The sequence below is a fragment of the Mycobacterium sp. genome, from assembly GCF_965277065.1.
Classification (GTDB): domain Bacteria; phylum Actinomycetota; class Actinomycetes; order Mycobacteriales; family Mycobacteriaceae; genus Mycobacterium.
Genome location: NZ_CBDIBT010000018.1, coordinates 94,875 through 117,643 on the forward strand (window position 1 = coordinate 94,875; position 22,769 = coordinate 117,643).

Sequence of the window (22,769 nt, forward strand, 5' to 3'; positions counted from 1 at the left end):
CGCCGGGCACCCTAGACTGTGTGCGTGACGTCAGGGCTCACCCACGCGACCGACACCGTCCAGCGGGCCGCGGCCAGCCCTGACCAGCCGCAACCATTCCGGGAGCTCGGACTCAAAGACGACGAGTACCAGCGGATCCGTGACATCCTGGGCCGCCGGCCAACCGACGCCGAGCTGGCCATGTACTCGGTGATGTGGAGCGAGCACTGCTCCTACAAGTCCTCCAAGATGCACCTGCGGTACTTCGGCGAGACCACCACCGACGAGATGCGGGCCGGCATGCTGGCCGGGATCGGCGAGAACGCCGGCGTCGTCGACATCGGAGACGGCTGGGCGGTCACCTTCAAGGTCGAGTCGCATAATCACCCGTCCTACGTGGAGCCCTACCAGGGTGCGGCCACCGGCGTGGGCGGCATCGTCCGCGACATCATGGCCATGGGCGCCCGGCCGGTCGCGGTGATGGACCAGCTGCGCTTCGGCGCCGCGGACGCCCCCGACACCCGCCGCGTGCTCGACGGCGTGGTGCGCGGCGTCGGCGGCTACGGCAACTCGCTGGGTCTGCCCAACATCGGCGGTGAAACCGTCTTCGACGCCTGCTATGCCGGCAACCCGTTGGTGAATGCGCTGTGTGTCGGCGTGCTGCGCAAGGAAGATCTCCATCTGGCGTTCGCCTCTGGCACCGGCAACAAGATCATCCTGTTCGGCGCGCGGACTGGGCTCGACGGCATCGGCGGCGTGTCGGTGCTGGCGTCGGAGACCTTCGGCGGCGACGAAGGAAGCGGGACTGGATCGGGCCGCAAGAAACTTCCCTCGGTTCAGGTCGGCGACCCGTTCACCGAGAAGGTGCTCATCGAGTGCTGTCTCGAGCTGTATTCGGCGGGTCTGGTGATCGGTATCCAGGACCTCGGTGGAGCCGGATTATCGTGTGCCACATCCGAACTCGCATCGGCCGGCGACGGCGGAATGGCGATTCAGCTGGAGACCGTGCCGTTGCGGGCCAAGGACATGACGCCCGCCGAAATCCTTTCCAGCGAGTCGCAGGAGCGGATGTGTGCGGTGGTCGCGCCCGAGAACGTGGACGCCTTCATGGCCGTCTGCCGTAAGTGGGAAGTGCTGGCCACAACGATCGGCGAGGTCACCGACGGCGACCGACTGCAGATCACCTGGCATGGCGAGACGGTCGTCGACGTTCCGCCGCGCACCGTGGCCCACGAGGGCCCGGTCTATCAGCGTCCTGTCGCGCGGCCCGACTCGCAGGACGCCCTCATCGCCGACACCTCGGCCGGCCTGAAGCGGCCGGTCTCGGGTGACGAGCTGCGCGCGACTTTGCTTGCGCTGCTGGGTAGTCCGCACCTGTGCAGCCGCGCGTTCATCACCGAGCAGTACGACCGCTACGTGCGCGGCAACACCGTGCTGGCCGAGCATGCCGATGGTGGCGTGCTGCGCGTCGACGAGACCACCGGCCGCGGCATCGCGCTGTCGACTGATGCCTCCGGCCGCTACACGCTGCTGGACCCTTATGTCGGCGCGCAGCTCGCGCTGGCCGAGGCGTACCGCAACGTCGCTGTCACCGGTGCCACCCCGGTCGCGGTGACCAACTGCCTCAACTTCGGATCGCCGGAGGACCCCGGTGTGATGTGGCAGTTCTCGCAGGCCGTTCGCGGCCTCGCGGATGGCTGTGCGGCACTGGGTATTCCGATCACCGGCGGCAACGTCAGCTTCTACAACCAGACCGGGACTACCGCGATCATGCCTACCCCGGTGGTCGGCGTCCTGGGGGTGATCGATGACGTCACCCGTCGCATCCCGACCGCGATGGGCACCGAACCGGGCGAGACGCTGATTCTGCTCGGCAACACTCGCGACGAACTCGACGGCTCGATCTGGGCGCAGGTCACCGCCGACCACCTCGGCGGGCGCCCGCCCTCGGTGGACCTGGCGCGCGAACGCGTGCTTGCCGACGTGCTGAGCGCAGCGTCTCGCGACGGGCTGGTGTCAGCGGCCCATGACCTGTCCGAAGGGGGGCTGGCCCAAGCTGTGGTGGAATCGGCGATGGCCGGCGAAACAGGTTGCCGCATCGTGCTTCCCGAAGGCGCCGACGCGTTCGTCACGTTGTTCTCCGAGTCGTCCGGCCGGGTGCTGGTGGCGGTGCCGCGCACCGAGGACAGCCGTTTCACGTCGATGTGCGAGGCGCGGGGACTGCCGACAACCCGGATCGGCGTCGTCGACCAGGGCTCTGACTCGGTCGAGGTGCAGGGTTTGTTCACCGTGTCACTGGCCGAGTTGCGCAGCACGTCCGAAGGGGTGCTGGCCGCCCTGCTGCGATGAGCGACGAATCGAGTGGGCGCCATCCGCTGCTGGTGTGGGCGTGGAGCCTGCTCCGCCTGAAATTCGCCGGGGTGGTGTTCGGCGCGCTGTTCTTCTGCTTGTCGCTGACACCCTCCCTGGTGCCTCGAGAGTGGTTGTTTCAGGGCCTGATTGGCGGTGTGGACGCCGCCTTCGGCTACGGACTGGGGGTGCTGATCGGCAACGCGGTAAACCGTCTGGTGTTACGTGGCGCCCGGTGGTGGCCGCCGTCGCCGTGGGTGCTGTGGTGGATGAAAGCAGCGGTCGTGGTGCTGGCGCCGACGGCCTGTGTGCTGATGCTGATCCCGGCCGCGTCCTGGCAGCGACAGTTGTCGGCGCTGATGGGCATCGAGGGGCCGACGAATCCAGGCTATCTGCGCACGCTGGGCGTCGCGGCCGTGGTCAGCGCGCTGCTGGTGTCGGCGTTCCGCGTGCTTGTCGACGTCGTCAAACTGCTGGCGCGCCTGCTGATTCGGCGCTGGCACCTGCATGACGAGGTGGCGCTGTTCATCGGCACCGCGATCGTGGTGGTCCTGCTGGTCACCCTGATCGACGGTGTGCTCGTCCGGGCGTTCTTCGCCGGCGCCAACGCGGTCTTCCAGCCTCAGGACAGCGCGACGCCCCCGGGTGTGGAGCAACCGCAGTTGCCGGAAAAGTCCGGCAGCCCAACATCATTGGCGCCATGGAGCACCCTTGGATTTCAGGGCCGCGCCTTCGTCGGCGCCGGTCCACACGCCGCCGAGCTGAGCAAGATCAACGGCGCGCCGGCCAAAGAGCCGATCCGGGTGTACGCCGGGCTCCACACCGCCCCTGACGATCAGGGCCGGCTGAACGTGCTTGTCGACGAGCTCGAGCGCACCGGCGCGTTCACCCGCAGGGTGCTGGTCATCGCGCCGACTACCGGCACCGGGTGGATCGACCCGGTGGCGGCGAGTGCGGTGGAGACGATGTACAACGGCGACTCCGCGATCGTCGGCGCGCAGTATTCCTATCTGCCGAGCTGGATTTCGTTCTTGGCCGACCGGCGGAAGTCGATGGACTCCGGCCGGATGCTGATCAACGCCGTCCACGGGCGATGGGCGCAACTACCTCCGCAACACCGGCCCAAGTTGGTGCTCTACGGCGAGAGCCTGGGATCGTTGGCAGGACAGGCCGCGTTCGGCTGGCTGCCCGACATCCGGCGGATGGGTTTCGACGCGGTGCTGTGGGTCGGGCCGCCGCAGGAGAGCACGCTGTGGCGCGCGTTGATCACGCGCCGCGATCCCGGCACCACTGAGGTGCAGCCCCGATACGACAACGGGCGGACAGTCCGGTTCTCCGAAGCCAACGATCCGTCCGACGTCACTGGGGTCACCGCGCCGCCGTGGACCGGTACCCGCGTGCTGTTCCTGCAGCATCCGTCCGACCCGGTGGTCTGGTGGTCGCCCGACCTGCTGTTCAGCCGTCCCGATTGGCTCAGAGAGCCCCGCGGCCGCGATCGCAGTCCGGCAATGCAATGGAATCCGGTTGTGACGTTCTGGCAGGTCAGCGCCGACTTGACCAATGCCGAGGGGGTCCCCGGCGGGCATGGGCACAACTACAGCAACGACATCCTGGACGCCTTCGCCGCGGTGGCCGCGCCGGAGGGCTGGACGCCGGCCGACACCGAGCGCGTGCGCGCTTCGCTTAGGCACTAGGCCGTGGCACCCCGTCAGAACGCTGACCCGGCGCAAACGCGCGACGCCGTCCGCGCCGTCGAAGGCTGGCTGCGGGACGACGGTTGCCCGCCGCCGAACCGGGCCGAGTTGGCGGCGGCGGTCCGGCTCACCGCGCGCACCCTGGCCGCCCAAGCGCCCGGCGCCAGCGTCGAGGTCCGAATTCCGCCGTTCGTGGCGGTGCAATGCGTCGCCGGGCCACGACATACCCGCGGTACCCCGCCCAACGTCGTCGAGGCCGATCCCCGGACCTGGCTGCTGCTGGCGACCGGTCTTCTACAGGTCCCCGACGCGACGAGCACCGGTGCCGTCCGCTTCTCGGGTTCGCGGGCGCCGGAGATTGCGGCCTGGCTGCCGGTGGTGCGATTGAGCGATCCCCATCACACGTGACGAGTGGCTGCTGTGGCTTATGCGACATTTGACTATTTTTGGGGCTGTTGAGCTGCGAAAAGCGGGTGTGTCGTGGCGCAACACGCGGGCGCAATTCGCTGCCACCCTCAACGTTTCCGTAGACTTCACGGAGTCACCATCCGTTCCCTGGGGAGCCGCCGCACCGTGACCGTCCAAGAGCCGATGCCCGCAGAAAACGCAGAGAATCCGCCCGGCGAAGAATGTGGTGTCTTCGGGGTCTGGGCCCCCGGCGAAGAAGTCGCCAAGATGACCTACTACGGCCTCTACGCGTTGCAACACCGCGGACAGGAAGCCGCCGGCATCGCCGTCGCGGACGGTTCGCAGGTGCTGGTCTTCAAGGATCTCGGCCTGGTCAGTCAGGTCTTCGACGAGCAGACGCTGGCCGCTATGGAAGGTCACGTCGCCGTCGGGCACTGCCGGTACTCCACCAGCGGCCAACCGACCTGGGAGAACGCCCAGCCGGTCTTTCGTAACACCGCCGCCGGCACCGGAGTCGCGTTGGGGCACAACGGCAATCTGGTCAACAGTGCCGAACTCGTCTCCCGCGCCCGTGCGGCCGGACTGATCAACCCCCGGGCGCCGGGTGCGGCCAACACCGACTCGGACGTGCTAGGCGCGTTGCTGGCGCACGGAGCGGCCGACTCCAGCCTGGAACAGGCCGCGCTCGAACTGCTGCCCACCGTGCGTGGCGCGTTCTGTCTGACGTTCATGGACGAAAACACCCTCTACGCCGCGCGCGACCCGTTCGGGGTGCGGCCGCTGTGCCTGGGACGACTGGACCGCGGCTGGGTGGTCGCGTCGGAAACCGCCGCGCTGGACATCGTCGGCGCATCGTTTGTCCGCGAGATCGAACCCGGCGAGCTGTTGGCGATCGACGCCGACGGCGTCCGGTCTGCCCGGTTCGCCAACCCCGAACCCAAGGGCTGCATCTTCGAATACGTCTACCTGGCCCGGCCGGACAGCACGATCTCCGGCCGGTCGGTCCACGGCGCCCGACTGGATATCGGCCGCCGGCTGGCCCGCGAAAGCCCGATCGACGCCGACCTGGTGATCGGTGTGCCGGAATCCGGCACCCCCGCCGCGGTCGGCTACGCGCAGGAGTCCGGCATTCCCTACGGCCAGGGCCTGATGAAGAACGCCTACGTCGGGCGCACGTTCATCCAGCCGTCGCAGACCATCCGGCAGCTGGGGATCCGACTGAAGTTGAATCCGCTCAGAGAAGTGATCCGCGGCAAGCGGCTGATCGTCGTCGACGACTCGATCGTGCGCGGTAACACCCAGCGGGCGCTGGTCCGGATGCTGCGCGAAGCGGGCGCTGTCGAAGTGCACGTGCGAATAGCGTCCCCACCGGTGAAATGGCCGTGCTTTTACGGCATCGACTTCCCGTCGCCGGCCGAACTGATCGCCAACGCCGTCGAAGACGAAGACGAGATGCTCGAAGCGGTGCGACACGCCATCAACGCGGACACGCTGGGCTACATCTCGCTGCGCAGCCTGGTCGCCGCCACCGAGCAGCCCACGTCGCGGCTCTGCTCGGCGTGCTTCGACGGCAAGTATCCGATCGAATTACCCAGCGAGACAGCGCTTGGCAAGAATGTCATCGAGCAGATGCTTGCCAACGCCGCACGAGGTGCCGGGCCGTCGGACATCGGCCACGAGTTATCGCCGGAGGCCGAACAAGCCGCCGTGCTACGGCATCCCTAACCCACCAGCGAGTGGGGAGATACCCGCGCCGGGCATCTCCCGGTAGCCTTTAGCGCGATGACCGACCGCGGAAAAGACCCGGCTGCCCCGGGCGCAACGTACGCATCGGCCGGAGTCGATATCGAAGCCGGGGACCGCGCCGTCGAATTGTTCAAGCCGCTGGCCTCCAAAGCCACCAGACCCGAGGTGATCGGGAAGCTCGGCGGCTTCGCTGGACTCTTCGCGCTGCGCGGCGACTATCGGGAGCCGCTGCTGGCCGCGTCCAGCGACGGGGTGGGCACCAAGCTGGCCGTCGCCCAGGCGATGGACAAGCACGACACCGTCGGCCTGGACCTGGTGGCGATGGTCGTCGACGATTTGGTGGTCTGCGGCGCGGAGCCGCTGTTCCTGCTCGACTACATCGCGCTCGGCCGCATCGTGCCGGAACGCCTCAACGCGATCGTCGGCGGTATCGCCGAAGGCTGCGTGCGCGCGGGCTGTGCGCTGCTGGGCGGCGAGACCGCCGAGCATCCCGGGCTGATCGAGCCGGACCACTACGACATCTCTGCCACCGGCGTCGGCGTCGTCGAGGCGGAGAACCTGCTCGGCCCCGACCGGGTCAAACCCGGCGACGTGCTCATCGCGATGGGATCGTCAGGTCTGCACTCCAACGGATACTCGCTGGCCCGCAAGGTGCTGCTCGAGATCGATCGGGGCAACCTGGAGGGCTACGTTGAAGAGTTCGGCCGCACGCTGGGCGAAGAGATGCTCGAGCCGACGATCATCTACGCCAAAGACTGCCTCGCGCTGGCCGCCGAAACACAGGTACGGACGTTCTGCCACATCACCGGTGGCGGCCTGGCCGGGAATCTGGAGCGGGTGGTCCCGAACGGGCTGCTCGCCGAGGTGGACCGAGGAACCTGGACGCCGGCTCCGGTGTTCGCGATGATCGCCCAGCGTGGCCGGGTTTCGCGCGCCGAGATGGAGAAAACCTTCAACATGGGCGTCGGCATGACCGCCGTCGTGGCGCCGGAAGACACCGATCGGGCACTGGCGATTCTGACCGCCCGACACCTGAACTGCTGGGTCCTGGGCACGATCAACAAGGGTGGAAAAAGCGGTCCGCGAGCCAAGCTCGTCGGGCAGCACCCCAGGTTCTAGATTTCGGCTCGCCGTTGAGGCGAGCCGTGGCAGACGTCAGCGGTGCTCGTCAAGCCAAGGGTCGTCGCCCTCCGATTGGTCAGCGTCTTGATCGACCGACCCGGACAGCTCCTGCCGAAGCCGATCGAAATCGGTCTGCGGTGAGCTGTACTTAAGGTCTCGAGCAACCTTGGTCTGCTTCGCCTTAGCCCGGCCACGGCCCATTGGGGGAACCCCCTCACGCAATAACGGAGCGGCCCAACATGTAGGCGGCTCCGATCTTTTGTCGTTTATTGTCCTGCCGAGAGTCTACCGTGCCCGCTGGCTGTGTGCTGTTGCGCCCCGCACCCGTCAGCGACCGTCACCGGACGGTTCCCCGTAACCGGTCCACCGCCACCCGCCCGGCGCCCGGGCCGTCTGCGGCCGGTAGCGATCCGGCGTCGATCATGGCCGCGACGTCGGCGTCGCCGCCGGTGCTCAGCGCGGTGTCGGCAGGTATGGCGCGCTTGAGCAGCGCCAAGGCGATCGGGCCCAGATCGACGTGGTCGACGACGGTGCCCAACCGGCCCACCGCGCGGCCGCCGGCCAGCACCGGGTCGCCGGTCGTGGGCCGGTCGACCGACCCGTCCAGGTGCAACAACGCCAGCATCCGCGGCGGTTTGCCCAGGTTGTGCACTCGCGCGACAGTTTCCTGGCCGCGATAGCAGCCCTTGTCGAGGTGAACGGCGCCGCCGATCCAGCCCACTTCGTGCGGGATGGTGCGCTCGTCGGTGTCGACGCCGAGCCGCGCCCGCACCGCCGCGACTCGGTGGGCCTCGTGAGCCCACACCCCGGCGGGGCGCACACCGGCGTCGGTCAATCGGCGCTGCAGATCCGCCGATCGACCGCGGGCGATGAGAACATCAAGCTCGATCTGGCCCGGGTTGGCCTCAGGCATGTGGCGGACGAATCCGCCGTCGATCGGCGCCACGGCCGACTCGGTGGGCAAGGCGTCCAAGCCCAGCGCGTCGAGAACCGCGACGTCACCAAGTTGCGGCCCGAGCAGCGAGAGCACCGCCAGGTCGGCCGCGGCCGGGGTCACCTGCGACCAGAACACCATCTTTGTCAGGTAGGCCAGCAGCGGCTGGCTGCGCCACGGCTCGGTGTCGAGATAGCTGACACCGTCGAGCTCAGTTTGCATCCAGTGGTCTTCGACCCGGCCCTGGACGTCGAGGCTGAGGTTCTGCGTGCTCGCGCCGTCCGGGAGTTCGCTGACGTGCTGCGTGGAGATGCTGTGCAGCCACGTCTGGCGGTCGGCGCCGGTCAGCGTGAGCACACCGCGATGCGACCGATCCACCAGAGCGGCACCCATCTCGGCGGCGCGCTGCTCACCCAGCGGGTCGCCGTGATGCCAAATGGCGCCGGCGTCTGGGCCGGTTTCGGGGGCAAGAACTGCGGACACACGTCAACTCTACGGGCCTCGGCGCTGGTAACTGGGGCGCCGACCCGCTGCGACCGGCTTCGCCGCTCTTGCGATCGGCTGGTCTTTCCGGCGCCGACCCGCTGCGACCGGCTTCGCCGCTCTTGCGATCGCCGCTAGTGTTTGAATCCATGACTGGCCACCCGGGTGTGATCGTCACGCTCGACGGCGACGTCCACCCGGCGGGTACCCCGCTGCTGTACGCCGACGACCTGGCCGCAGTACGCGGCGATGGTGTCTTCGAGACGCTGCTGATCCGCGACGGCGGTGCGTGTCTGGTCGAGGCCCACCTCGGTCGGCTCGTCCACTCGGCCAAACTCCTCGAATTGCCCCTGCCGGACCTGACGGCCTGGCGACGCGCGATCGACCAGGCCGCGCGGCAGTGGACCAGCGAGACGCATGACGAAGCGGCGATGCGCCTGGTGTACAGCCGCGGCCGGGAAAGCGGTTCAGCTCCCACGGCATACGTGACGGTCAACCCGGTCGCGGACCGGATCGCCACGGTCCGCCGCGAGGGATTGACGGCGGTGACGCTGCCCCGCGAGTTGCCATCGGCCGGTGTCGAGAAGATGCCGTGGCTGCTGGCCGGCGCCAAGACGCTGTCGTACGCCATCAACATGGCCGCGCTGCGACACGCGGAACGCCACGGCGCCGGCGACGTCATTTTCGTCAGCTCGGACGGCTACATCCTGGAAGGTCCACGCTCGACCGTCGTGATCGCCGCCGACGGCGACGACGGCAATGTGTGCCTGCTGACCCCGCCGCCCTGGTATCCGATCCTGCGTGGCACCACGCAGCAGGCTTTGTTCGGTGTCGCTCGCGCCAAGGGCTACGACTGCGACTATCGCGCCCTGCGCGTCGCTGATCTGATTACCGCGCAAGGAATCTGGTTGGTGTCCAGCATGACCTTGGCTGCTCGCGTGCACACTCTCGACGGCCGGGCATTGCCGCGGTCTCCGCTGACAGCTGAACTCGCCGAGCTGATCGATGCCGCCATCGTCAGCGACCGCTGAAATCAGTTGTCGGACTGGCGCGCAGCGGGTACCTTCGCCAGTACACAAGAAGGGAGGTGGTCTGAGAAATTGATAGCTTATTGGACTTGTGAGGTGGCTGCCCGCTAGCAGCACCCGGCTGGAAAGAACCAGCATCACTGCGCTGGCGAATTCCCCGCAGTCACCCAGCCCCCGAGCCTCCGGTCTGTCCAACCTGGAACCACGGCTCGGGGGCTGCCCATTTTCCGGGTTAGCCCGCGAGCCTGCTGCGTTGAGCGGTCGGGTTGTCAGCCGACGAATCGCGCGAGCCGCGCCGACAGATGCGGAATCAGTCCGCCGTCGGCGTCCACCCGCTCTTCGACATAAGCCAGATCGCCACCCTCGACGATGCCGTAGAGCCGCTTGGCTCCGCCGACCAGCACGCCGGACCGGCTGCGGGCCAACGCGTCAGTGGCCAGCTCCCATGATGACTGGTTGAGCGGGCGACCGTAGAACAGCTCGACGTATCCGGCGGAATGGGCCAGCAGCAACTCGATGGCATTCGACTCGGTCGGGTCGTCGGGTTCGTTGGCGAAACGCCAGTATCCGGTTTCGCGCAGGTCCGGCGCCTCGTACTCGCCTTTTTCGCCGATCCGCCACGACCGGGCCTCCCAGTTCAGATAGTCGCCACCGTCATGGGAGACCACGATCTGCTGCCCGAACCGGTAATCACCGTCGGGTCCGCGGCCTTCGCCTTCGCCGCGCCACACCCCAACCAGCGGAAGCAATGCCAGCAGCGCGTCATTCAGGTTGGCGCCCTCGCGCAGGTTCGCCGTGTCCGCGGGGACCGGAAGGTCGTCGAAGCCCGGAATGTTGCGGATCGCCGTCGCCTTCGCGCGTTCGATCGCGGCCGCCACCGCACGATCGCCGGAGCCGGAGACCCGGGCCGCCTCGTCGCCGGGTCCGCTACCTTCTTCTGCTTCGTCGCCGGCGGTCACGATTCGTCGGTGATCAGCCGATACAGCGTGTACAGCGCGAACCAGGAGATGAGCACGACGGCCGCGATGAGCAAGATCTCGAAGAACAAAACCACAGCGACGAGTCTAGTTCGCTCGCGCGCTCAGGCGATCTTGACGTCGACCTCGTGGATGCCGGCGCCCTTCGGCTCGATGATCGCATCGCCGTTGCCTGCGGCAGACAACGCACGCAGCGTCCACGATCCGGGGGCCGCGAAGAACCGGAAGTCACCGGTGGCCGACGCGACAACCTCGGCGGTGAACTCACCCGAGGAGTCCAGCAGTCGCACGAACGAACCGCCCACGGCGTCGCCGGAGCCATCGACCACGCGGCCGGTGATGACCGTTTCCTTCTCCAGGTCGACGCTGGCCGGCAGAGTCTGTCCTTGCTTCGGCGCAGAGCACATAATCAGCTTCCCAACTCGATTGGGGCCCCAACCAGGGAGCCGTATTCGGTCCAACTGCCGTCGTAGTTCTTGACGTTCTGGTGTCCCAGCAACTCCTGCAAGACGAACCAGGTGTGTGACGAACGTTCCCCGATCCGACAATAAGCAATCGTCTCCTTCGACCCGTCGAGTCCGGCGTCGGCGTAAATCGCGGCCAGCTCGTCGTCGGACTTGAAGGTGCCGTCGTCGTTGGCCGTCCTGCTCCACGGCACGTTGATCGCGCGGGGGACGTGTCCGGGTCGCTGACTCTGCTCTTGCGGCAGGTGGGCCGGCGCCAGGATCTTGCCGGAGAACTCGTCGGGCGAGCGCACGTCGACCAGGTTCTTCTCGTTGATCGCGGCCAACACCTCGTCGCGGAACGCCCGGATCGCGTTGTCCGCGGGCTTCGCGGTGTAGCTGGTGGCGGCGCGATCCACCTTGTCGGTCGTAAACGCGCGGCCATCGAGCTGCCACTTTTTGCGGCCGCCGTCGAGCAGCTTGACGTCCTCGTGCCCGTAGAGTTTGAAGTACCAGTACGCGTAAGCCGCGAACCAGTTGTTGTTGCCGCCGTAGAGAACGACGGTGTCACTGTTGGCGATACCGCGCTCGCTGAGCAGCTTGGAGAACTGCTGAGCGTCGACGAAGTCACGCCGGACCGGGTCTTGCAAATCGGTACGCCAGTCCAGCTTCACCGCTCCGGCGATGTGGCCGTCGTCGTAGGCGCTGGTGTCCTCGTCGACCTCGACGAAGACGACGTGATCGGCATCGAGATTGCTCTGGGCCCAGTCTGCGGAGACCAGGACGTCGGAGCGTGCCATATGGGGGATCCTTTCGATCGCTAGGAAGTGCTGTGAACCGGCTTCAGGCGTGCCACGAGCGGGTAGAGCTGGCAGCCCAGGCAGATAGCGAAAGCTGCGTTGAGAAACGCGGCGACCAAAGCCGCCGCGGTGAGCACGACGCCCAAAAGTGAGGCGCCCGTGGCAAATCCCATTGCCGCCGGCGCCGCGAAGAACAACCCGACCAGCTGGGCGAACTTCAGCGGCGCAACAGGCTCGCGCTCGCGCACCGGGCTCAGCCGCGGCGCGACAAGCTTGGCGAACATCAGGCCGTACGGGTGGCGACGCGGCCCTGCCAGCGCACCGATCGCGAAGACGACGGACTGCGCGCTGAGGATGATCGCGGCGGACAGTGGGCTGACACCGGAGACGAGCAGGGTGATGACCAGCACCGCGGTAGTGATCCAGGCCGCGAAGCGCGGTCCCCGGACGTCGACCTGATCGGGGGTCTGGGGGTTCGACATGATGCTGCTCCTGAATTGCTCTCTGCACGACGTTGATGGCGACGCGCGCCACGGGGATTCTGGCTGCTCCGAGCGCGGCGCGAAAAAGCGCGGCTACTCAGCAGCTACAACAACAGCAGCAGCCCGCGACGCGACACAGATCAACTGCGCGGCGACTGGTGAGCACGAGCTCGGCGCGGGCGGACACGTCATGCAGCTTACCCAATGGCGATGTCATCAGGCCAATAGCGGTGCCAGCGCCGACCGCAGGTCACCGGCTTTCGGCACACCTGCGGCGCGGTAGCGCTGCCGGCCGTCGGTGTCGAAGATGAAGGTGGTCGGTAGCGACAGCACCGAAAGACGGCGCGCCGCCTCCGGATTGGCGTCCATATCGATCTCGACGTGCGCGACCTGGTCGAGGTCCCCAAAGCTGGTGCAGACCTGATCGACGACGCGGCGGACCTGCGTGCACGGTCCGCACCACGACGCGCTGAAATGCAGGACGGTCGGCCGGTCCGGGGACAGGCCGAGGTCGGAGGTGTCGACGGCGTCCGACGCGGTCGGTTCGATCGCCCGCACATGGCCGGCCCGACGGGTCATCAACCAGCCGATGACTGCCGCCGTCATCAGCGCCGCGACGACCGCGACAACTGCTGAAGTCATGGTCGGTTGAACCCGTCGAGGGTGATCGTTAATCCCGACGTGATGCCCTCGATGATGACGTCCGATCCCCGTGCGCCCTGGGTCGTTGGCGCCACACCGAACGGAAGCTTCTGATCGGGCAGCCGCCCGGCGAATGCGGCCAGCACCGCGTCGCGCTTGTCGTCGGGAACCGGCTGGTTGGCGGTGTTCGGTCCGGTGAGGACGTTGGTGGGGGTGAACACCAGCGTGGTCTCGTCGTCGCCGGCCGTCGACAAGTCGACGGCGACGCTGACCCGCTTCTCGAAGTGAGCCGCGCGCGGGGTGCCGCTGAAGACCAGGTCGCGACTGCCGGAGATGCCGGATTCGGTGGTGCCGCCGGTGGCGTTGTTGGTGTCTTTGGCGGGCGCCTCGACGATCAGGTCGCGGATGCCCAGGTAGTGGCCGAGGTGCCGCGAGTCGATGATGATCCGGCTCTCCAGCTTGCCGACTGGCAGCTTGGCATCCGGCCTGATCAGCCACGACGCGTCGGTCAGGCCGACCGAGTGCATGGTGGCCTCGAGTGTCGCCTTCCCGATCACCGGGCGGTCGACGGCGGTGGCCTTGATCTCCACGTCTTCGTAGCGGTGCCGCAGCGCCTGGGGGATGAGCGGAAACGCGATGATCGCGACGAACGGGTCGAAGCCTAGTCCGGCCTTGTCGCGCACCGCTCGGCCCAGCCGATACTCGGCGTAGATGCTGGTCCCGAAGTCGGCACCGACCGCCGCCAGCAGCACCACGACGATGGCCAGCAACACAGTTGCCACTCCGACCAGCGCTTTCCGCATCTGCATATTGTGGCCTACCCGCGGTTTCGGGTGTGCACTGTGACCGTCCCGGTCTGGATCGTCGCCGCGCGGTGCTCGATGGCGCGGCTCGCCCCCTCGCCGCTCCGCGGCTGGGGGGACCCCCACCTCAGACCCGTCCCGGTCTGGATCGTCGCCGCGCGAAAGACCAGGCTGCAAGCTATCGTTTAATGACTGGGCCGTTAAACTTCGTATCCCAACCATGAATTTTGGGAGACGCCTTTCCCCTAATAGCTGGAGGGGCTTGCTTGGACCTGCTGCTGCTTACCCCTGAGCCGAATCCGGATGTGGTTCTGCCTTCGTTGTCGCTGCTCGCTCACACCCTGCGCTCCGCGCCGCCGGACGTCTCGTCGCTGCTGGAGGCAGGCAGCGCTGACATCCTGATCGTCGACGCGCGACTGGACCTGCCCGCCGCACGCGGCCTGTGCCGCCTGCTGGGTTCCACCGGTCGGTCGATCCCGGTTGTGGTCGTGGTCAACGAGGGTGGGCTGGTGGCAGTCAACGCCGACTGGGGTTTGGACGAGATCTTGCTGCCCGCCACCGGGCCGGCCGAGATCGACGCCCGGTTGCGGTTGCTTATCGGTCGGCGAGGCAACCTGCAGGACCAGGAGGGCGTCGGCAAGATCAGCCTCGGCGAACTCGTGATCGACGAGGGCACCTACACCGCCCGCCTGCGGGGCCGTCCGCTCGACCTCACCTACAAGGAGTTCGAGTTGCTGAAGTACTTGGCACAGCATGCCGGCCGGGTGTTCACCCGGGCCCAGTTGCTGCACGAGGTATGGGGTTACGACTTCTTCGGTGGCACTCGAACGGTCGACGTCCACGTGCGTCGGCTGCGCGCCAAGCTCGGCCCGGAATACGAAGCGCTGATCGGCACCGTGCGCAACGTGGGCTACAAAGCGGTGCGGCCCACTCGGGGCCGGCCGCCGAGCAGCGACACCGTCGCCGACGACGAGGATCCCGACGCAGACACTCGCCAAGAACCGCTCGCCGATCCGCTCCACAGCCAGTGACAGCGCCGCAATGGCGGGCGGCACTGACCGCCGACGAACAGCAACATGTCCGTGAACTCATCGCTGCAGCAAGCGAATTCGACGCGGTGACACCCGTCGGTGAACAGGTCTTGCGGGAGTTGGCCCACGACCGCACCGAACATCTGTTGACTACCGACGCAAGCGGCGAGCAGGTCCTCGGCTATCTGAATCTGTCCGCCGAACCGCAGGATGGGTCCGCGATGGCAGAGCTGGTCGTGCATCCGGATGCCCGCCGCGGCGGCATCGGCGCAGCGATGATCCGCGCCGCGTTATCCGAAACCGATGGGATGAACCATTTTTGGGCGCACGGGACACTGGATCCGGCGCGCTCGACCGCGTCGGCGCTGGGCTTGTCGCCGGTTCGCGAGCTGGTCCAGATGCGCCGTGACCTCCACGACATCGCCGAGCCCGAAGTGCCCGACGGCGTGCGCATCCGCACCTACGCCGGCGCGGCCGACGACGCAGAGTTGTTGCGGGTCAACAATGCCGCGTTCGTGACGCACCCGGAGCAGGGCGGCTGGACCGATGCCGACATCGCCGAGCGACGCGCCGAATCCTGGTTCGATCCCAAGGGCCTGTTCCTGGCTTTCAGTGAACAGACCGACGCCCTGCTCGGTTTCCATTGGACGAAAGTGCACTCCGACAAACCGGGCCTGGGCGAGGTCTATGTGGTCGGCGTCGACCCCGCCGCGCAAAGCGGCGGCCTGGGCGGTCTGCTGACCGCGGTGGGCATCGCGCACTTGGCGCACAGGCTGCGCGAGGCCGCGAAACCGACGGTGATGCTGTACGTGGAGTCGGATAACACCGCAGCGCTGCGGACCTATCGGCGGTTGGGATTTACCCAGTACAGCGTGGACACCGCGTATGCACGCACCTGACGTGTTCACCCCGCGTTCACCATTCCGGCGGACAGCGTCTGTGCCCAACGCATAGTTTCGCCGTGGCCGGCCCCGCGGCCTCGAGAAAGCGAGATCGGTGATGTTGCAGGCGGCGCGCGCAGCCCTGGTGGTGGCCGTGATCGCGGGCGCGATGTGCACCGGCTGCGGTAGCGACAGCAACCTGCACGGTATGACGGCGCCGACGGGTCCGGTGAATTGTGACGGCAAGCCCGACCTGACCGCCGAGGGATCCACCGCGCAGCTGAACGCGATCGCGTTGTTCAACATGGACTGGTCTCAGCTGTGCCCCGGTAAACAGTTGGCGTACAACCCAACCGGCTCGGGCGCCGGACGGGAGCAGTTCATCGCCAGGCACGTCGATTTCGCCGGTTCGGATTCGCCGCTGAGCGGCGATCAAATCGACGCGGCCGCCGATCGTTGCAACGGCAACCCGGCCTGGCATCTGCCGATTGTCTTTGGGCCCATCGCGATCGCCTTCAACCTCGACGGCGTCAAGCATCTCGTCGTCAACGCCGACGTGCTGGCCAAGATCTTCAGTGGTGCGATCACGTCCTGGAACGACCCGGCCATCGTCACACTGAATCCCGGTGTGTCGCTGCCCAATAGCAGGATCTCGCCGATCTATCGGTCGGACTCGTCAGGCACCACCGACAATTTTCAGAAGTATTTGGCCGCGGCCGCCCCGGACAGCTGGACGCGCGGGGCCGGAAGTGAGTTTCAGGGCGGTGTCGGCGAGGGCGCGCAGAAGTCCGCCGGCATCATCCAGGCGGTGCACTCGGCGTCCGGCACGATCGGCTACGTCGAAAAGGGTTACGCCGATCAAAGCGGCGTGCCCTACGCGCAGATAAGCGTCGGCGGCCACGTGGTCACACTCACCGACGACGCGGCCCGCGAGGCCATTGACGGTGCCACCTTCGTCGGTGCCGGCAACAACATGGAACTCGACCTGAAGTCGATGTTTCGCCCCCGCATCACGGGCGCCTACCCACTGGTGCAGGCGACCTACGAGATCGTCTGCTCCAAGGGCTACGACCCTGCCACCAGCGCCGCGGTCAAATCCCTGTTGACGGTGGCCGCCGACAACGCACAAAGCGGTCTGTCGACCGCCGGCTACGTCCCCCTGCCGGACACATTCAAGAGACGCTTGCTCGCGGCGATCCACGCGATCCAGTGACCGAACGAACTACCCTTTTGCCCAGAGCAGCCAACTGATGGGGAGACAGTGACGACGCCGAATCCAGCCGATACCGGCTCGGGTGGGGTCGCCGCTGTCGCGTCGTCGCGGGCGCTGACCGGCCCCCCGCTGAGCTGGGGCGTCGTCAAACCCAGCCGCGGCGACCGGCTTTTTCGCGGCCTGTCCGAGGGCTCCGGCGCGCTGATCATCGTCTTGATCGCGTCGATCGGGCTGTTCCTGCTGATGCGGGCGATCCCGGCGCTGGCCCGCGATCAGGTCAACTTCTTCACCTACGGCGGCAACTGGGACACCACGAACACCGAGGCGATGCGGTTCGGGATTTTCGACCTGGTTCAGGTGACGGTGATGGTAGCGCTGTTCGCCCTGGCACTGGCGATGCCGGTGGCATTGGGCATCGCCATCTTCCTGGCGCAGTACTCGCCGCGGCGGGTGACCGGGCCGCTGGCCTACGTGATCGACCTGCTCGCGGCGGTCCCGTCGATCATCTACGGGGTCTGGGGTCTCTATGTGCTCGCCCCGCGGATGCGACCGGCGGCGACGTGGCTCAACGAGCATCTGGGTGGGATGTTCCTGTTCGCGACCGGCAACGCATCGGTATCCGGCGGCGGGACCATCTTCATCGCCGGGATTGTGCTGGCGGTGATGATCCTGCCGATCATCACCGCGGTCACCCGCGAGGTCTTCATGAAGACGCCGCAGGGCCACATCGAGGCCGCGTTGGCACTCGGCGCGACGCGCTGGGAGGTGGTCAAGACCGCGGTGCTGCCGTTCGGGCGGTCGGGATACATCAGCGGCGCGATGCTCGGCCTGGGCCGCGCGCTCGGCGAGACCGTCGCATTGCTGGTCATCCTGCGCGGCACGCAGGCAGCGTTCGGTTGGTCGCTGTTCGACGGTGGCTACACCTTTGCCACCAAGGTCGCGGCAACCGCATACGAATTCAACAACCAGTACAAGGCTGGCGCGTACATCGCTGCGGGCCTGATGCTGTTCCTGCTCACGCTTCTGGTGAACGCCATTGCCCGCCAGGCTGTTTCAGGCAAGGCCAGGACTCGATGACGACGATACTGGACCGCCCTCTCAAGGCGCGAACGTTCACCGGCGTGAGCCTGGGCCGCCGCGTGTCCGACGCCGTCGCCACCGTGCTGGTGACCTTGTCGGTCGGCGTGGCGTTGGTGCCGTTGATCTGGGTGTTGTACTCGGTGGTGGCCAAAGGGTTCGGCGCGGTGAAATCCACTGTGTGGTGGACACATTCGCAAGCCGATATGACATCTTTTCTGTCGGGTGGCGGTGCATACCACGCCATTGTCGGCACGGTCTTACAGGGACTGGTGTGCGCTGCCATCTCCATACCGGTCGGTGTTTTCGTCGCCATCTATCTGGTCGAGTACGGGGGCGCCGGCACGCTGAGCAAGGTCACCTCGTTCATGGTGGACATCTTGACCGGAGTGCCGTCGATCGTCGCGGCGCTGTTCGTCTATGCGCTGTGCATCGCCACGCTCGGTTTCCCGAGATCCGGCTTCGCGGTATCGCTGGCGCTCGTTCTGCTGATGATCCCGGTGATCGTGCGGACCACCGAGGAGATGCTGCAGATCGTCCCGGTGGAACTGCGTGAGGCCAGCTACGCGCTGGGTGTGCCGACCTGGAGGACGATCACCAAGATCGTCTTGCCGGCCGGGATGTCCGGCATCATCACCGGCATCCTGCTCGCGCTGGCCCGGATTATGGGTGAGACCGCGCCGCTGCTCATCCTGGTGGGCTACTCGCAGGCGATGAACTTCGACATCTTCGGCGGTTTCATGGGCTCGTTGCCCGGCATGATGTACGACCAGACCTCGGCCGGGGCCGGCACCAGTCCGATTCCTACGGATCGGCTGTGGGGTGCCGCCCTGACGCTGATTCTGGTGATCGCCCTCATTAATCTGGTGGCCAGGGTCGTCTCGCATTTCTTTGCACCCGAAAGGTTAGGCAGGAGCTCCGGTGGCTAAGCGGTTGGACCTCAAGGAAGTCAACATCTTCTACGGCGCGTTCCAGGCCGTCGCCGATGTGTCGCTGTCGGTTCTGCCTCGCAGCGTGACGGCGTTCATCGGACCGTCGGGTTGCGGTAAGACCACGGTGCTGCGGACCCTCAACCGGATGCACGAGGTGACGCCCGGTGCTCGCATGGACGGCACCGTGCTCCTCGACGACGACAACATCTACGGATCGGGTATCGACCCGGTGGGCGTTCGGCGTGCGATCGGCATGGTGTTCCAGCGCCCAAACCCGTTCCCTACCATGTCAATTCGCGACAACGTGGTGGCCGGCCTGAAATTGCAGGGCGTGCGCAACCGCAAGCTGCTCGACGACACCGCCGAATATGCGCTGCGTGGCGCCAACCTGTGGGACGAGGTCAAGGATCGATTGGATCGGCCGGGCGGCGGGCTGTCCGGCGGTCAGCAGCAGCGGCTGTGCATCGCGCGGGCGATCGCCGTGCAACCCGACGTGCTGCTGATGGACGAGCCGTGCTCGTCGCTGGACCCGATCTCGACGATGGCGATCGAGGATCTCATCGCCGAGTTGAAGCAGGAGTACACCATCGTCATCGTCACCCACAACATGCAGCAGGCGGCGCGGGTCAGCGATCACACCGCGTTCTTCAACCTCGAAGCCGTCGGTAAGCCGGGCCGGTTGATCGAGATCGACGACACCGAGAAGATCTTCTCCAACCCGACGCAGAAGGCCACCGAGGACTATATCTCGGGACGCTTCGGCTAGCTGGACTGAGCGACGGTCTCGTCTTCGGGGAAGCGGCCGGTCGCCTGGAAGATGACCCGACGCGCCACCTCGACGGCGTGATCGGCGAACCGCTCATAGAAGCGGCCGAGCAACGTCACGTCGACCGCCGCGGCCACGCCGTGCTTCCACTCCCGGTCCATCAATACGGTGAACAGGTGGCGGTGCAGGTCGTCCATCGCATCGTCTTCTTCGCGGATGCGGGCGGCCTTCTCCGGGTCTCGCGACCGCAGCACTTCCTGTGCGCTGTTGCCCAAGTCGACTGCGAGCCTGCCCATTTCGGCGAAGTAGCCGTTGACTTCCTCGGGCAGTGTGTGCTGAGGATGACGCCGGCGGGCGATCTTGGCCACGTGCAGGGCGAGCGCGCCCATCCGGTCGATGTCGGCGACCATCTGGATGGCGCTGACGATTGAGCGCAGGTCCCCCGCGACGGGCGCCTGCAAGGCGAGCAGTACGAAGGCGCTCTCCTCCGCTTGCGCGCTCAGGTCGGCGATCTTCTCGTGATCGGACATCACCTGCTCGGCCAGGACCAGGTCGGCCTGCAACAACGCCTGCGTGGCCCGCTCCATCGCGGCACCGGCCAGCCCGCACATCGCGCCGAGCTGCTCAGAGAGCTCAGAGAGCTGCTCGTGGTAGGCGGTGCGCATGACTGCCAGCGTACTTTCCGGATCTTCGGTACGGCGTGAACCAGCACGAAGTGCAGCGTGAACTTGCGGTGAATGCCGGGTCGACCTGCGAATCCCCGACGGTTGCGCTACTCGCAGTGGGTGTCGGCGGCGTTGGTGACGGTCAGGTCTTCCGGCAGTTTGGTGGTTGTCGAGCTGGTCGTCGTATTGCGCTCGACCTGCAGGCTGACCGGTGAACCCGCGGGCGGGGGAGCGCCGACGGTACTGAAGTCCGAGCCGAGCACCACCTGCACCACGTGCCCGGTCCCGGTGATCCGCTCGAGTTTGGAGTTCGCGAACGCGGCCGCAACCGTGGCGGCGGCTTCCTCGTTGCCGGGCGAGAACAGCACCTTGGTGGTCTTGAGGGGGTTCGGGTAGTCGTCGGGCGACTTGACCCTGAACCCGCGGCGTTTCAGCTGGCTGCTGGCCGTGGTCGCCAGTCCGGATTTGGAGGTCGAGTTGGACACCTGCACGGTGACGTCCTGGGGTGCGGCGGCCACGGCCTGCAGGTGCTCGGGATGCGGGTCGGCCGGCCGGCTGGTCTGCGCCCCCTTCAACGATTGGGTGTTCGCCGACGTGGTCGGCGGGCTCGATGTCGCGTTCATGTCGTTCTCGCCGGGCAGTGAATCGTCGTTGATGATCGAGTCGAACAGCGCCCGCATGTCCGAGGTGCGCGGCGGCTCGTCGCCGTTTTCGTCGGTGATGCCGGTCGGCACCGTCACGAAGGAGACGTGGCCGGCATTCATGCCCTGCACCGACTGGCCGAGCTGGACGAGGTCGCGGGTCTTGATGTTGTCGACGTAGCTGTTGCTGATGAACATGTTGACGACGCTGTTCAGCTTGCTCAGCGAGAAGAAGGTTTCCTTGGATATCAGCGACCGCAGCAGCGACGACAGGAACAGCTGCTGACGCTTGATGCGGCCGTAGTCGCCGTTGTTCTCGGTCGTGACGTTGCGGGCCCGCACGTAGTTCAGCGCGGTTTTCGAGTCGATCAGTTGACGACCGGAATGCGCCAGCACAGTGCCCAGCTCGTAGTCCTTCAGCGGGGTGGTGCTGCACACCTCCACACCGCCGAGCGCGTCGACCATCTTCGCGAAGCCGGCGAAGTCGACGGCGATGAAGCGGTTGATGCTCAACCCGGACAGCTTCTGGATTTCCTTCACCAGACATTTGGGCCCGCCGAACGAGAACGTCGAGTTCAGCTTCGTCTCGGTGTAGACGTTTTTGGGGCCCCACTTCTTGGTGTCCGCGTCGTAGAGCGGGCCGTACTCGCCGGTGTCGGGGTTCCACGCTTCACATTGGATCGGCGTGATGGCCAGGTCGCGCGGAAACGACACTGCGACAACGCGTTTACGGTTGGCCGGGATGTTGACCAGCATGATGGTGTCCGACCGGGCGCCGCCGGCGTCCTCGGTGGTGCCGACGTCCATGTTGCCGTTGGCCCCGGCACGGGAGTCCATGCCGACGATCAGGAAGTCTTCGTCGCCATACTGCGCGGTCGGGTCGACGATGTCGCGCGAGCCGAGGTCCAGCGCGCTGATGGTGTTGAGTCGGTGGTTCTTCGATGTGCTCCACTGATACGCCCCGCCGGTCATGGCCAGCGCCGCCGCCGCGACAGTGGCAACCACCAGACGGCCGACGACGAGCATCGCGCCGTGCTTGCGGCGCGTGCGCCGGGGCGTGACCTCGTCGGTCTCGTCGTCGTCCGGTGCGGGGGTGGGGGCGTCGACCAGCAGAGCCGGCCGACGCTGGACTGGCGGCTTAGGCGGGACCGGCGTCGTGGGCAGCACCGTGGTCTGCTCGATGTCGGCATCTCCGAGCAGCGACCTGCGGCGGATGGCATCGAGGTCCGGCAGCTCGTCGGCGTAGTCCGCCGGGCTGAGCAGCGCGTAGGCGTCGTAGTCGTTGTCTGGCTCGACGGTGTCGATGTCGGGGGCCGCGCGGTGGTGACGGGGCCGATCGGCGACCGGGGCACCGACCTTGGCGATCAGATCCGCGACGGTCAGCCCGCCTTCGGTGTGGCTACCGGTGTCGGCGTGATTCTCCTGGTGGACGGGCTCGACCGGATCCGGCGTCGCCAACGGGGCGACCCAGCGGTGCGCGAGGGTGGCCGTCCGCGCGGTTGTAGCGAACCGTTCCCACGGCGCGGCGCCTCGCGATCCTGGCGGAGTTCCGGTGAGCCCGATGTCATCGGCCTCGGAACCGTGAGTGGCTGAATCGCCGTCACTCATGTCCTACGGGCCTCCGAATCTCAGATGTTGCTCGTGTGCGCAGCTCGGCGCGGGTGATGCAGCGC

At 66.9% G+C, this 22,769-nt stretch carries 23 protein-coding genes; 12 read left to right on the top strand and 11 right to left on the bottom strand.

Annotated elements, in window-relative coordinates; all coding sequences use genetic code 11:
- The first annotated feature begins 24 nt into the window (after positions 1-24).
- The 5 genes from purL to purM all read left to right on the top strand — a co-directional run bounded on the left by purL (position 25) and on the right by purM (position 7,295).
- Positions 25-2,328 (top strand): phosphoribosylformylglycinamidine synthase subunit PurL, encoded by a 2,304-nt coding sequence (gene purL / locus ACQY5A_RS11860; protein WP_428340576.1) that lies wholly within the window; start codon positions 25-27, stop codon positions 2,326-2,328.
- Positions 2,325-4,022 (top strand): alpha/beta hydrolase, encoded by a 1,698-nt coding sequence (locus ACQY5A_RS11865; protein WP_428340577.1) that lies wholly within the window; start codon positions 2,325-2,327, stop codon positions 4,020-4,022. The genes purL and ACQY5A_RS11865 overlap by 4 nt, the downstream gene beginning before the upstream one ends.
- Positions 4,023-4,025: 3 nt before the next feature.
- Positions 4,026-4,430 carry a sterol carrier family protein gene (locus ACQY5A_RS11870; protein WP_428340578.1) on the top strand — a complete coding sequence of 135 codons (405 nt, stop codon included), beginning with the start codon at positions 4,026-4,028 and terminating at the stop codon, positions 4,428-4,430.
- Positions 4,431-4,595: 165 nt separating this feature from the next.
- On the top strand, positions 4,596-6,155 hold the full coding sequence (gene purF, locus ACQY5A_RS11875; protein WP_428340579.1) for an amidophosphoribosyltransferase: 1,560 nt from the start codon (positions 4,596-4,598) through the stop codon (positions 6,153-6,155).
- A gap of 57 nt (positions 6,156-6,212) precedes the next feature.
- Positions 6,213-7,295, top strand: coding sequence for a phosphoribosylformylglycinamidine cyclo-ligase (gene purM / locus ACQY5A_RS11880; protein ID WP_428340580.1), 1,083 nt, complete (start codon positions 6,213-6,215; stop codon positions 7,293-7,295).
- Between the two features lie 36 nt (positions 7,296-7,331).
- Here purM and ACQY5A_RS11885 read toward each other — a convergent pair whose 3' ends face one another.
- Both ACQY5A_RS11885 and ACQY5A_RS11890 read right to left on the bottom strand, forming a co-directional pair.
- A complete protein-coding gene (locus tag ACQY5A_RS11885; RefSeq protein ID WP_428340581.1) occupies positions 7,332-7,499 on the bottom strand; it encodes a DUF3073 domain-containing protein in 168 nt (55 codons plus the stop codon).
- Between the two features lie 136 nt (positions 7,500-7,635).
- Entirely contained in the window at positions 7,636-8,715 is a 1,080-nt protein-coding gene (locus ACQY5A_RS11890) for a YgfZ/GcvT domain-containing protein (RefSeq protein ID WP_428340582.1), read from the bottom strand.
- 149 nt (positions 8,716-8,864) lie between these two features.
- Between ACQY5A_RS11890 and ACQY5A_RS11895 the strand changes: the two genes are divergently transcribed.
- Positions 8,865-9,746 (top strand): aminodeoxychorismate lyase, encoded by an 882-nt coding sequence (locus tag ACQY5A_RS11895; protein ID WP_428340583.1) that lies wholly within the window; start codon positions 8,865-8,867, stop codon positions 9,744-9,746.
- A 266-nt stretch (positions 9,747-10,012) separates the two neighbouring features.
- Here ACQY5A_RS11895 and ACQY5A_RS11900 read toward each other — a convergent pair whose 3' ends face one another.
- From ACQY5A_RS11900 to lmeA, 7 genes are all read right to left on the bottom strand, one after another.
- The gene (locus ACQY5A_RS11900; RefSeq protein WP_428340584.1) at positions 10,013-10,702 is read right to left on the bottom strand and encodes an FABP family protein; all 690 of its coding nucleotides are present in this window, start codon (positions 10,700-10,702) and stop codon (positions 10,013-10,015) included.
- A 122-nt stretch (positions 10,703-10,824) separates the two neighbouring features.
- A complete protein-coding gene (locus ACQY5A_RS11905; protein ID WP_428340585.1) occupies positions 10,825-11,127 on the bottom strand; it encodes a DUF1416 domain-containing protein in 303 nt (100 codons plus the stop codon).
- Between the two features lie 2 nt (positions 11,128-11,129).
- Positions 11,130-11,963 (bottom strand): sulfurtransferase, encoded by an 834-nt coding sequence (locus ACQY5A_RS11910; RefSeq protein WP_428340586.1) that lies wholly within the window; start codon positions 11,961-11,963, stop codon positions 11,130-11,132.
- Positions 11,964-11,983: 20 nt separating this feature from the next.
- Positions 11,984-12,445, bottom strand: coding sequence for a DUF4395 domain-containing protein (locus tag ACQY5A_RS11915; RefSeq protein WP_428340587.1), 462 nt, complete (start codon positions 12,443-12,445; stop codon positions 11,984-11,986).
- A 97-nt stretch (positions 12,446-12,542) separates the two neighbouring features.
- Positions 12,543-12,662, bottom strand: a complete 120-nt coding sequence (locus ACQY5A_RS11920) for an Ms5788A family Cys-rich leader peptide (protein ID WP_428340588.1) — start codon at positions 12,660-12,662, stop codon at positions 12,543-12,545.
- Positions 12,662-13,087, bottom strand: a complete 426-nt coding sequence (locus ACQY5A_RS11925) for a thioredoxin family protein (protein ID WP_428340589.1) — start codon at positions 13,085-13,087, stop codon at positions 12,662-12,664. The genes ACQY5A_RS11920 and ACQY5A_RS11925 overlap by 1 nt, the downstream gene beginning before the upstream one ends.
- Positions 13,084-13,896, bottom strand: a complete 813-nt coding sequence (lmeA, locus tag ACQY5A_RS11930) for a mannan chain length control protein LmeA (protein WP_428340590.1) — start codon at positions 13,894-13,896, stop codon at positions 13,084-13,086. The genes ACQY5A_RS11925 and lmeA overlap by 4 nt, the downstream gene beginning before the upstream one ends.
- A 260-nt stretch (positions 13,897-14,156) precedes the next feature.
- Here lmeA and ACQY5A_RS11935 point away from each other — a divergent pair, with 260 nt between their 5' ends.
- The 6 genes from ACQY5A_RS11935 to pstB all read left to right on the top strand — a co-directional run bounded on the left by ACQY5A_RS11935 (position 14,157) and on the right by pstB (position 19,790).
- A complete protein-coding gene (locus ACQY5A_RS11935) occupies positions 14,157-14,921 on the top strand; it encodes a winged helix-turn-helix transcriptional regulator (protein WP_428340591.1) in 765 nt (254 codons plus the stop codon).
- Positions 14,918-15,820, top strand: a complete 903-nt coding sequence (gene mshD / locus ACQY5A_RS11940) for a mycothiol synthase (RefSeq protein ID WP_428340592.1) — start codon at positions 14,918-14,920, stop codon at positions 15,818-15,820. Before ACQY5A_RS11935 ends, mshD begins: the two co-directional genes overlap by 4 nt.
- A 100-nt stretch (positions 15,821-15,920) precedes the next feature.
- Positions 15,921-17,015 carry a phosphate ABC transporter substrate-binding protein PstS gene (pstS, locus tag ACQY5A_RS11945; protein ID WP_428341483.1) on the top strand — a complete coding sequence of 365 codons (1,095 nt, stop codon included), beginning with the start codon at positions 15,921-15,923 and terminating at the stop codon, positions 17,013-17,015.
- Between the two features lie 114 nt (positions 17,016-17,129).
- On the top strand, positions 17,130-18,092 hold the full coding sequence (pstC, locus tag ACQY5A_RS11950) for a phosphate ABC transporter permease subunit PstC (protein WP_428341484.1): 963 nt from the start codon (positions 17,130-17,132) through the stop codon (positions 18,090-18,092).
- Positions 18,089-19,021, top strand: coding sequence for a phosphate ABC transporter permease PstA (gene pstA / locus ACQY5A_RS11955; RefSeq protein WP_428340593.1), 933 nt, complete (start codon positions 18,089-18,091; stop codon positions 19,019-19,021). The genes pstC and pstA overlap by 4 nt, the downstream gene beginning before the upstream one ends.
- On the top strand, positions 19,014-19,790 hold the full coding sequence (pstB, locus tag ACQY5A_RS11960) for a phosphate ABC transporter ATP-binding protein PstB (RefSeq protein WP_428340594.1): 777 nt from the start codon (positions 19,014-19,016) through the stop codon (positions 19,788-19,790). Before pstA ends, pstB begins: the two co-directional genes overlap by 8 nt.
- On the opposite strand, the gene phoU is transcribed toward pstB, so the two are convergent.
- Entirely contained in the window at positions 19,787-20,455 is a 669-nt protein-coding gene (phoU, locus tag ACQY5A_RS11965; protein WP_428340595.1) for a phosphate signaling complex protein PhoU, read from the bottom strand. The genes pstB and phoU overlap by 4 nt on opposite strands.
- Positions 20,456-20,562: 107 nt before the next feature.
- Entirely contained in the window at positions 20,563-22,704 is a 2,142-nt protein-coding gene (locus ACQY5A_RS11970) for an LCP family protein (protein ID WP_428340596.1), read from the bottom strand.
- Positions 22,705-22,769: the final 65 nt, after the last annotated feature.

Coding starts and splice junctions, on each gene's coding strand:
- ACQY5A_RS11865 (WP_428340577.1), top strand. CDS start 2,325: ATGAGCGACGAATCGAGTGGGCGCCATCCGCTGCTGGTGTGGGCGTGG.
- purM (WP_428340580.1), top strand. CDS start 6,213: ATGACCGACCGCGGAAAAGACCCGGCTGCCCCGGGCGCAACGTACGCA.
- ACQY5A_RS11885 (WP_428340581.1), bottom strand. CDS start 7,499: ATGGGCCGTGGCCGGGCTAAGGCGAAGCAGACCAAGGTTGCTCGAGAC.
- ACQY5A_RS11895 (WP_428340583.1), top strand. CDS start 8,865: ATGACTGGCCACCCGGGTGTGATCGTCACGCTCGACGGCGACGTCCAC.
- ACQY5A_RS11905 (WP_428340585.1), bottom strand. CDS start 11,127: ATGTGCTCTGCGCCGAAGCAAGGACAGACTCTGCCGGCCAGCGTCGAC.
- ACQY5A_RS11910 (WP_428340586.1), bottom strand. CDS start 11,963: ATGGCACGCTCCGACGTCCTGGTCTCCGCAGACTGGGCCCAGAGCAAT.
- ACQY5A_RS11915 (WP_428340587.1), bottom strand. CDS start 12,445: ATGTCGAACCCCCAGACCCCCGATCAGGTCGACGTCCGGGGACCGCGC.
- ACQY5A_RS11920 (WP_428340588.1), bottom strand. CDS start 12,662: ATGACATCGCCATTGGGTAAGCTGCATGACGTGTCCGCCCGCGCCGAG.
- ACQY5A_RS11925 (WP_428340589.1), bottom strand. CDS start 13,087: ATGACTTCAGCAGTTGTCGCGGTCGTCGCGGCGCTGATGACGGCGGCA.
- lmeA (WP_428340590.1), bottom strand. CDS start 13,896: ATGCAGATGCGGAAAGCGCTGGTCGGAGTGGCAACTGTGTTGCTGGCC.
- pstS (WP_428341483.1), top strand. CDS start 15,921: ATGTTGCAGGCGGCGCGCGCAGCCCTGGTGGTGGCCGTGATCGCGGGC.
- pstA (WP_428340593.1), top strand. CDS start 18,089: ATGACGACGATACTGGACCGCCCTCTCAAGGCGCGAACGTTCACCGGC.
- phoU (WP_428340595.1), bottom strand. CDS start 20,455: ATGCGCACCGCCTACCACGAGCAGCTCTCTGAGCTCTCTGAGCAGCTC.
- ACQY5A_RS11970 (WP_428340596.1), bottom strand. CDS start 22,704: ATGAGTGACGGCGATTCAGCCACTCACGGTTCCGAGGCCGATGACATC.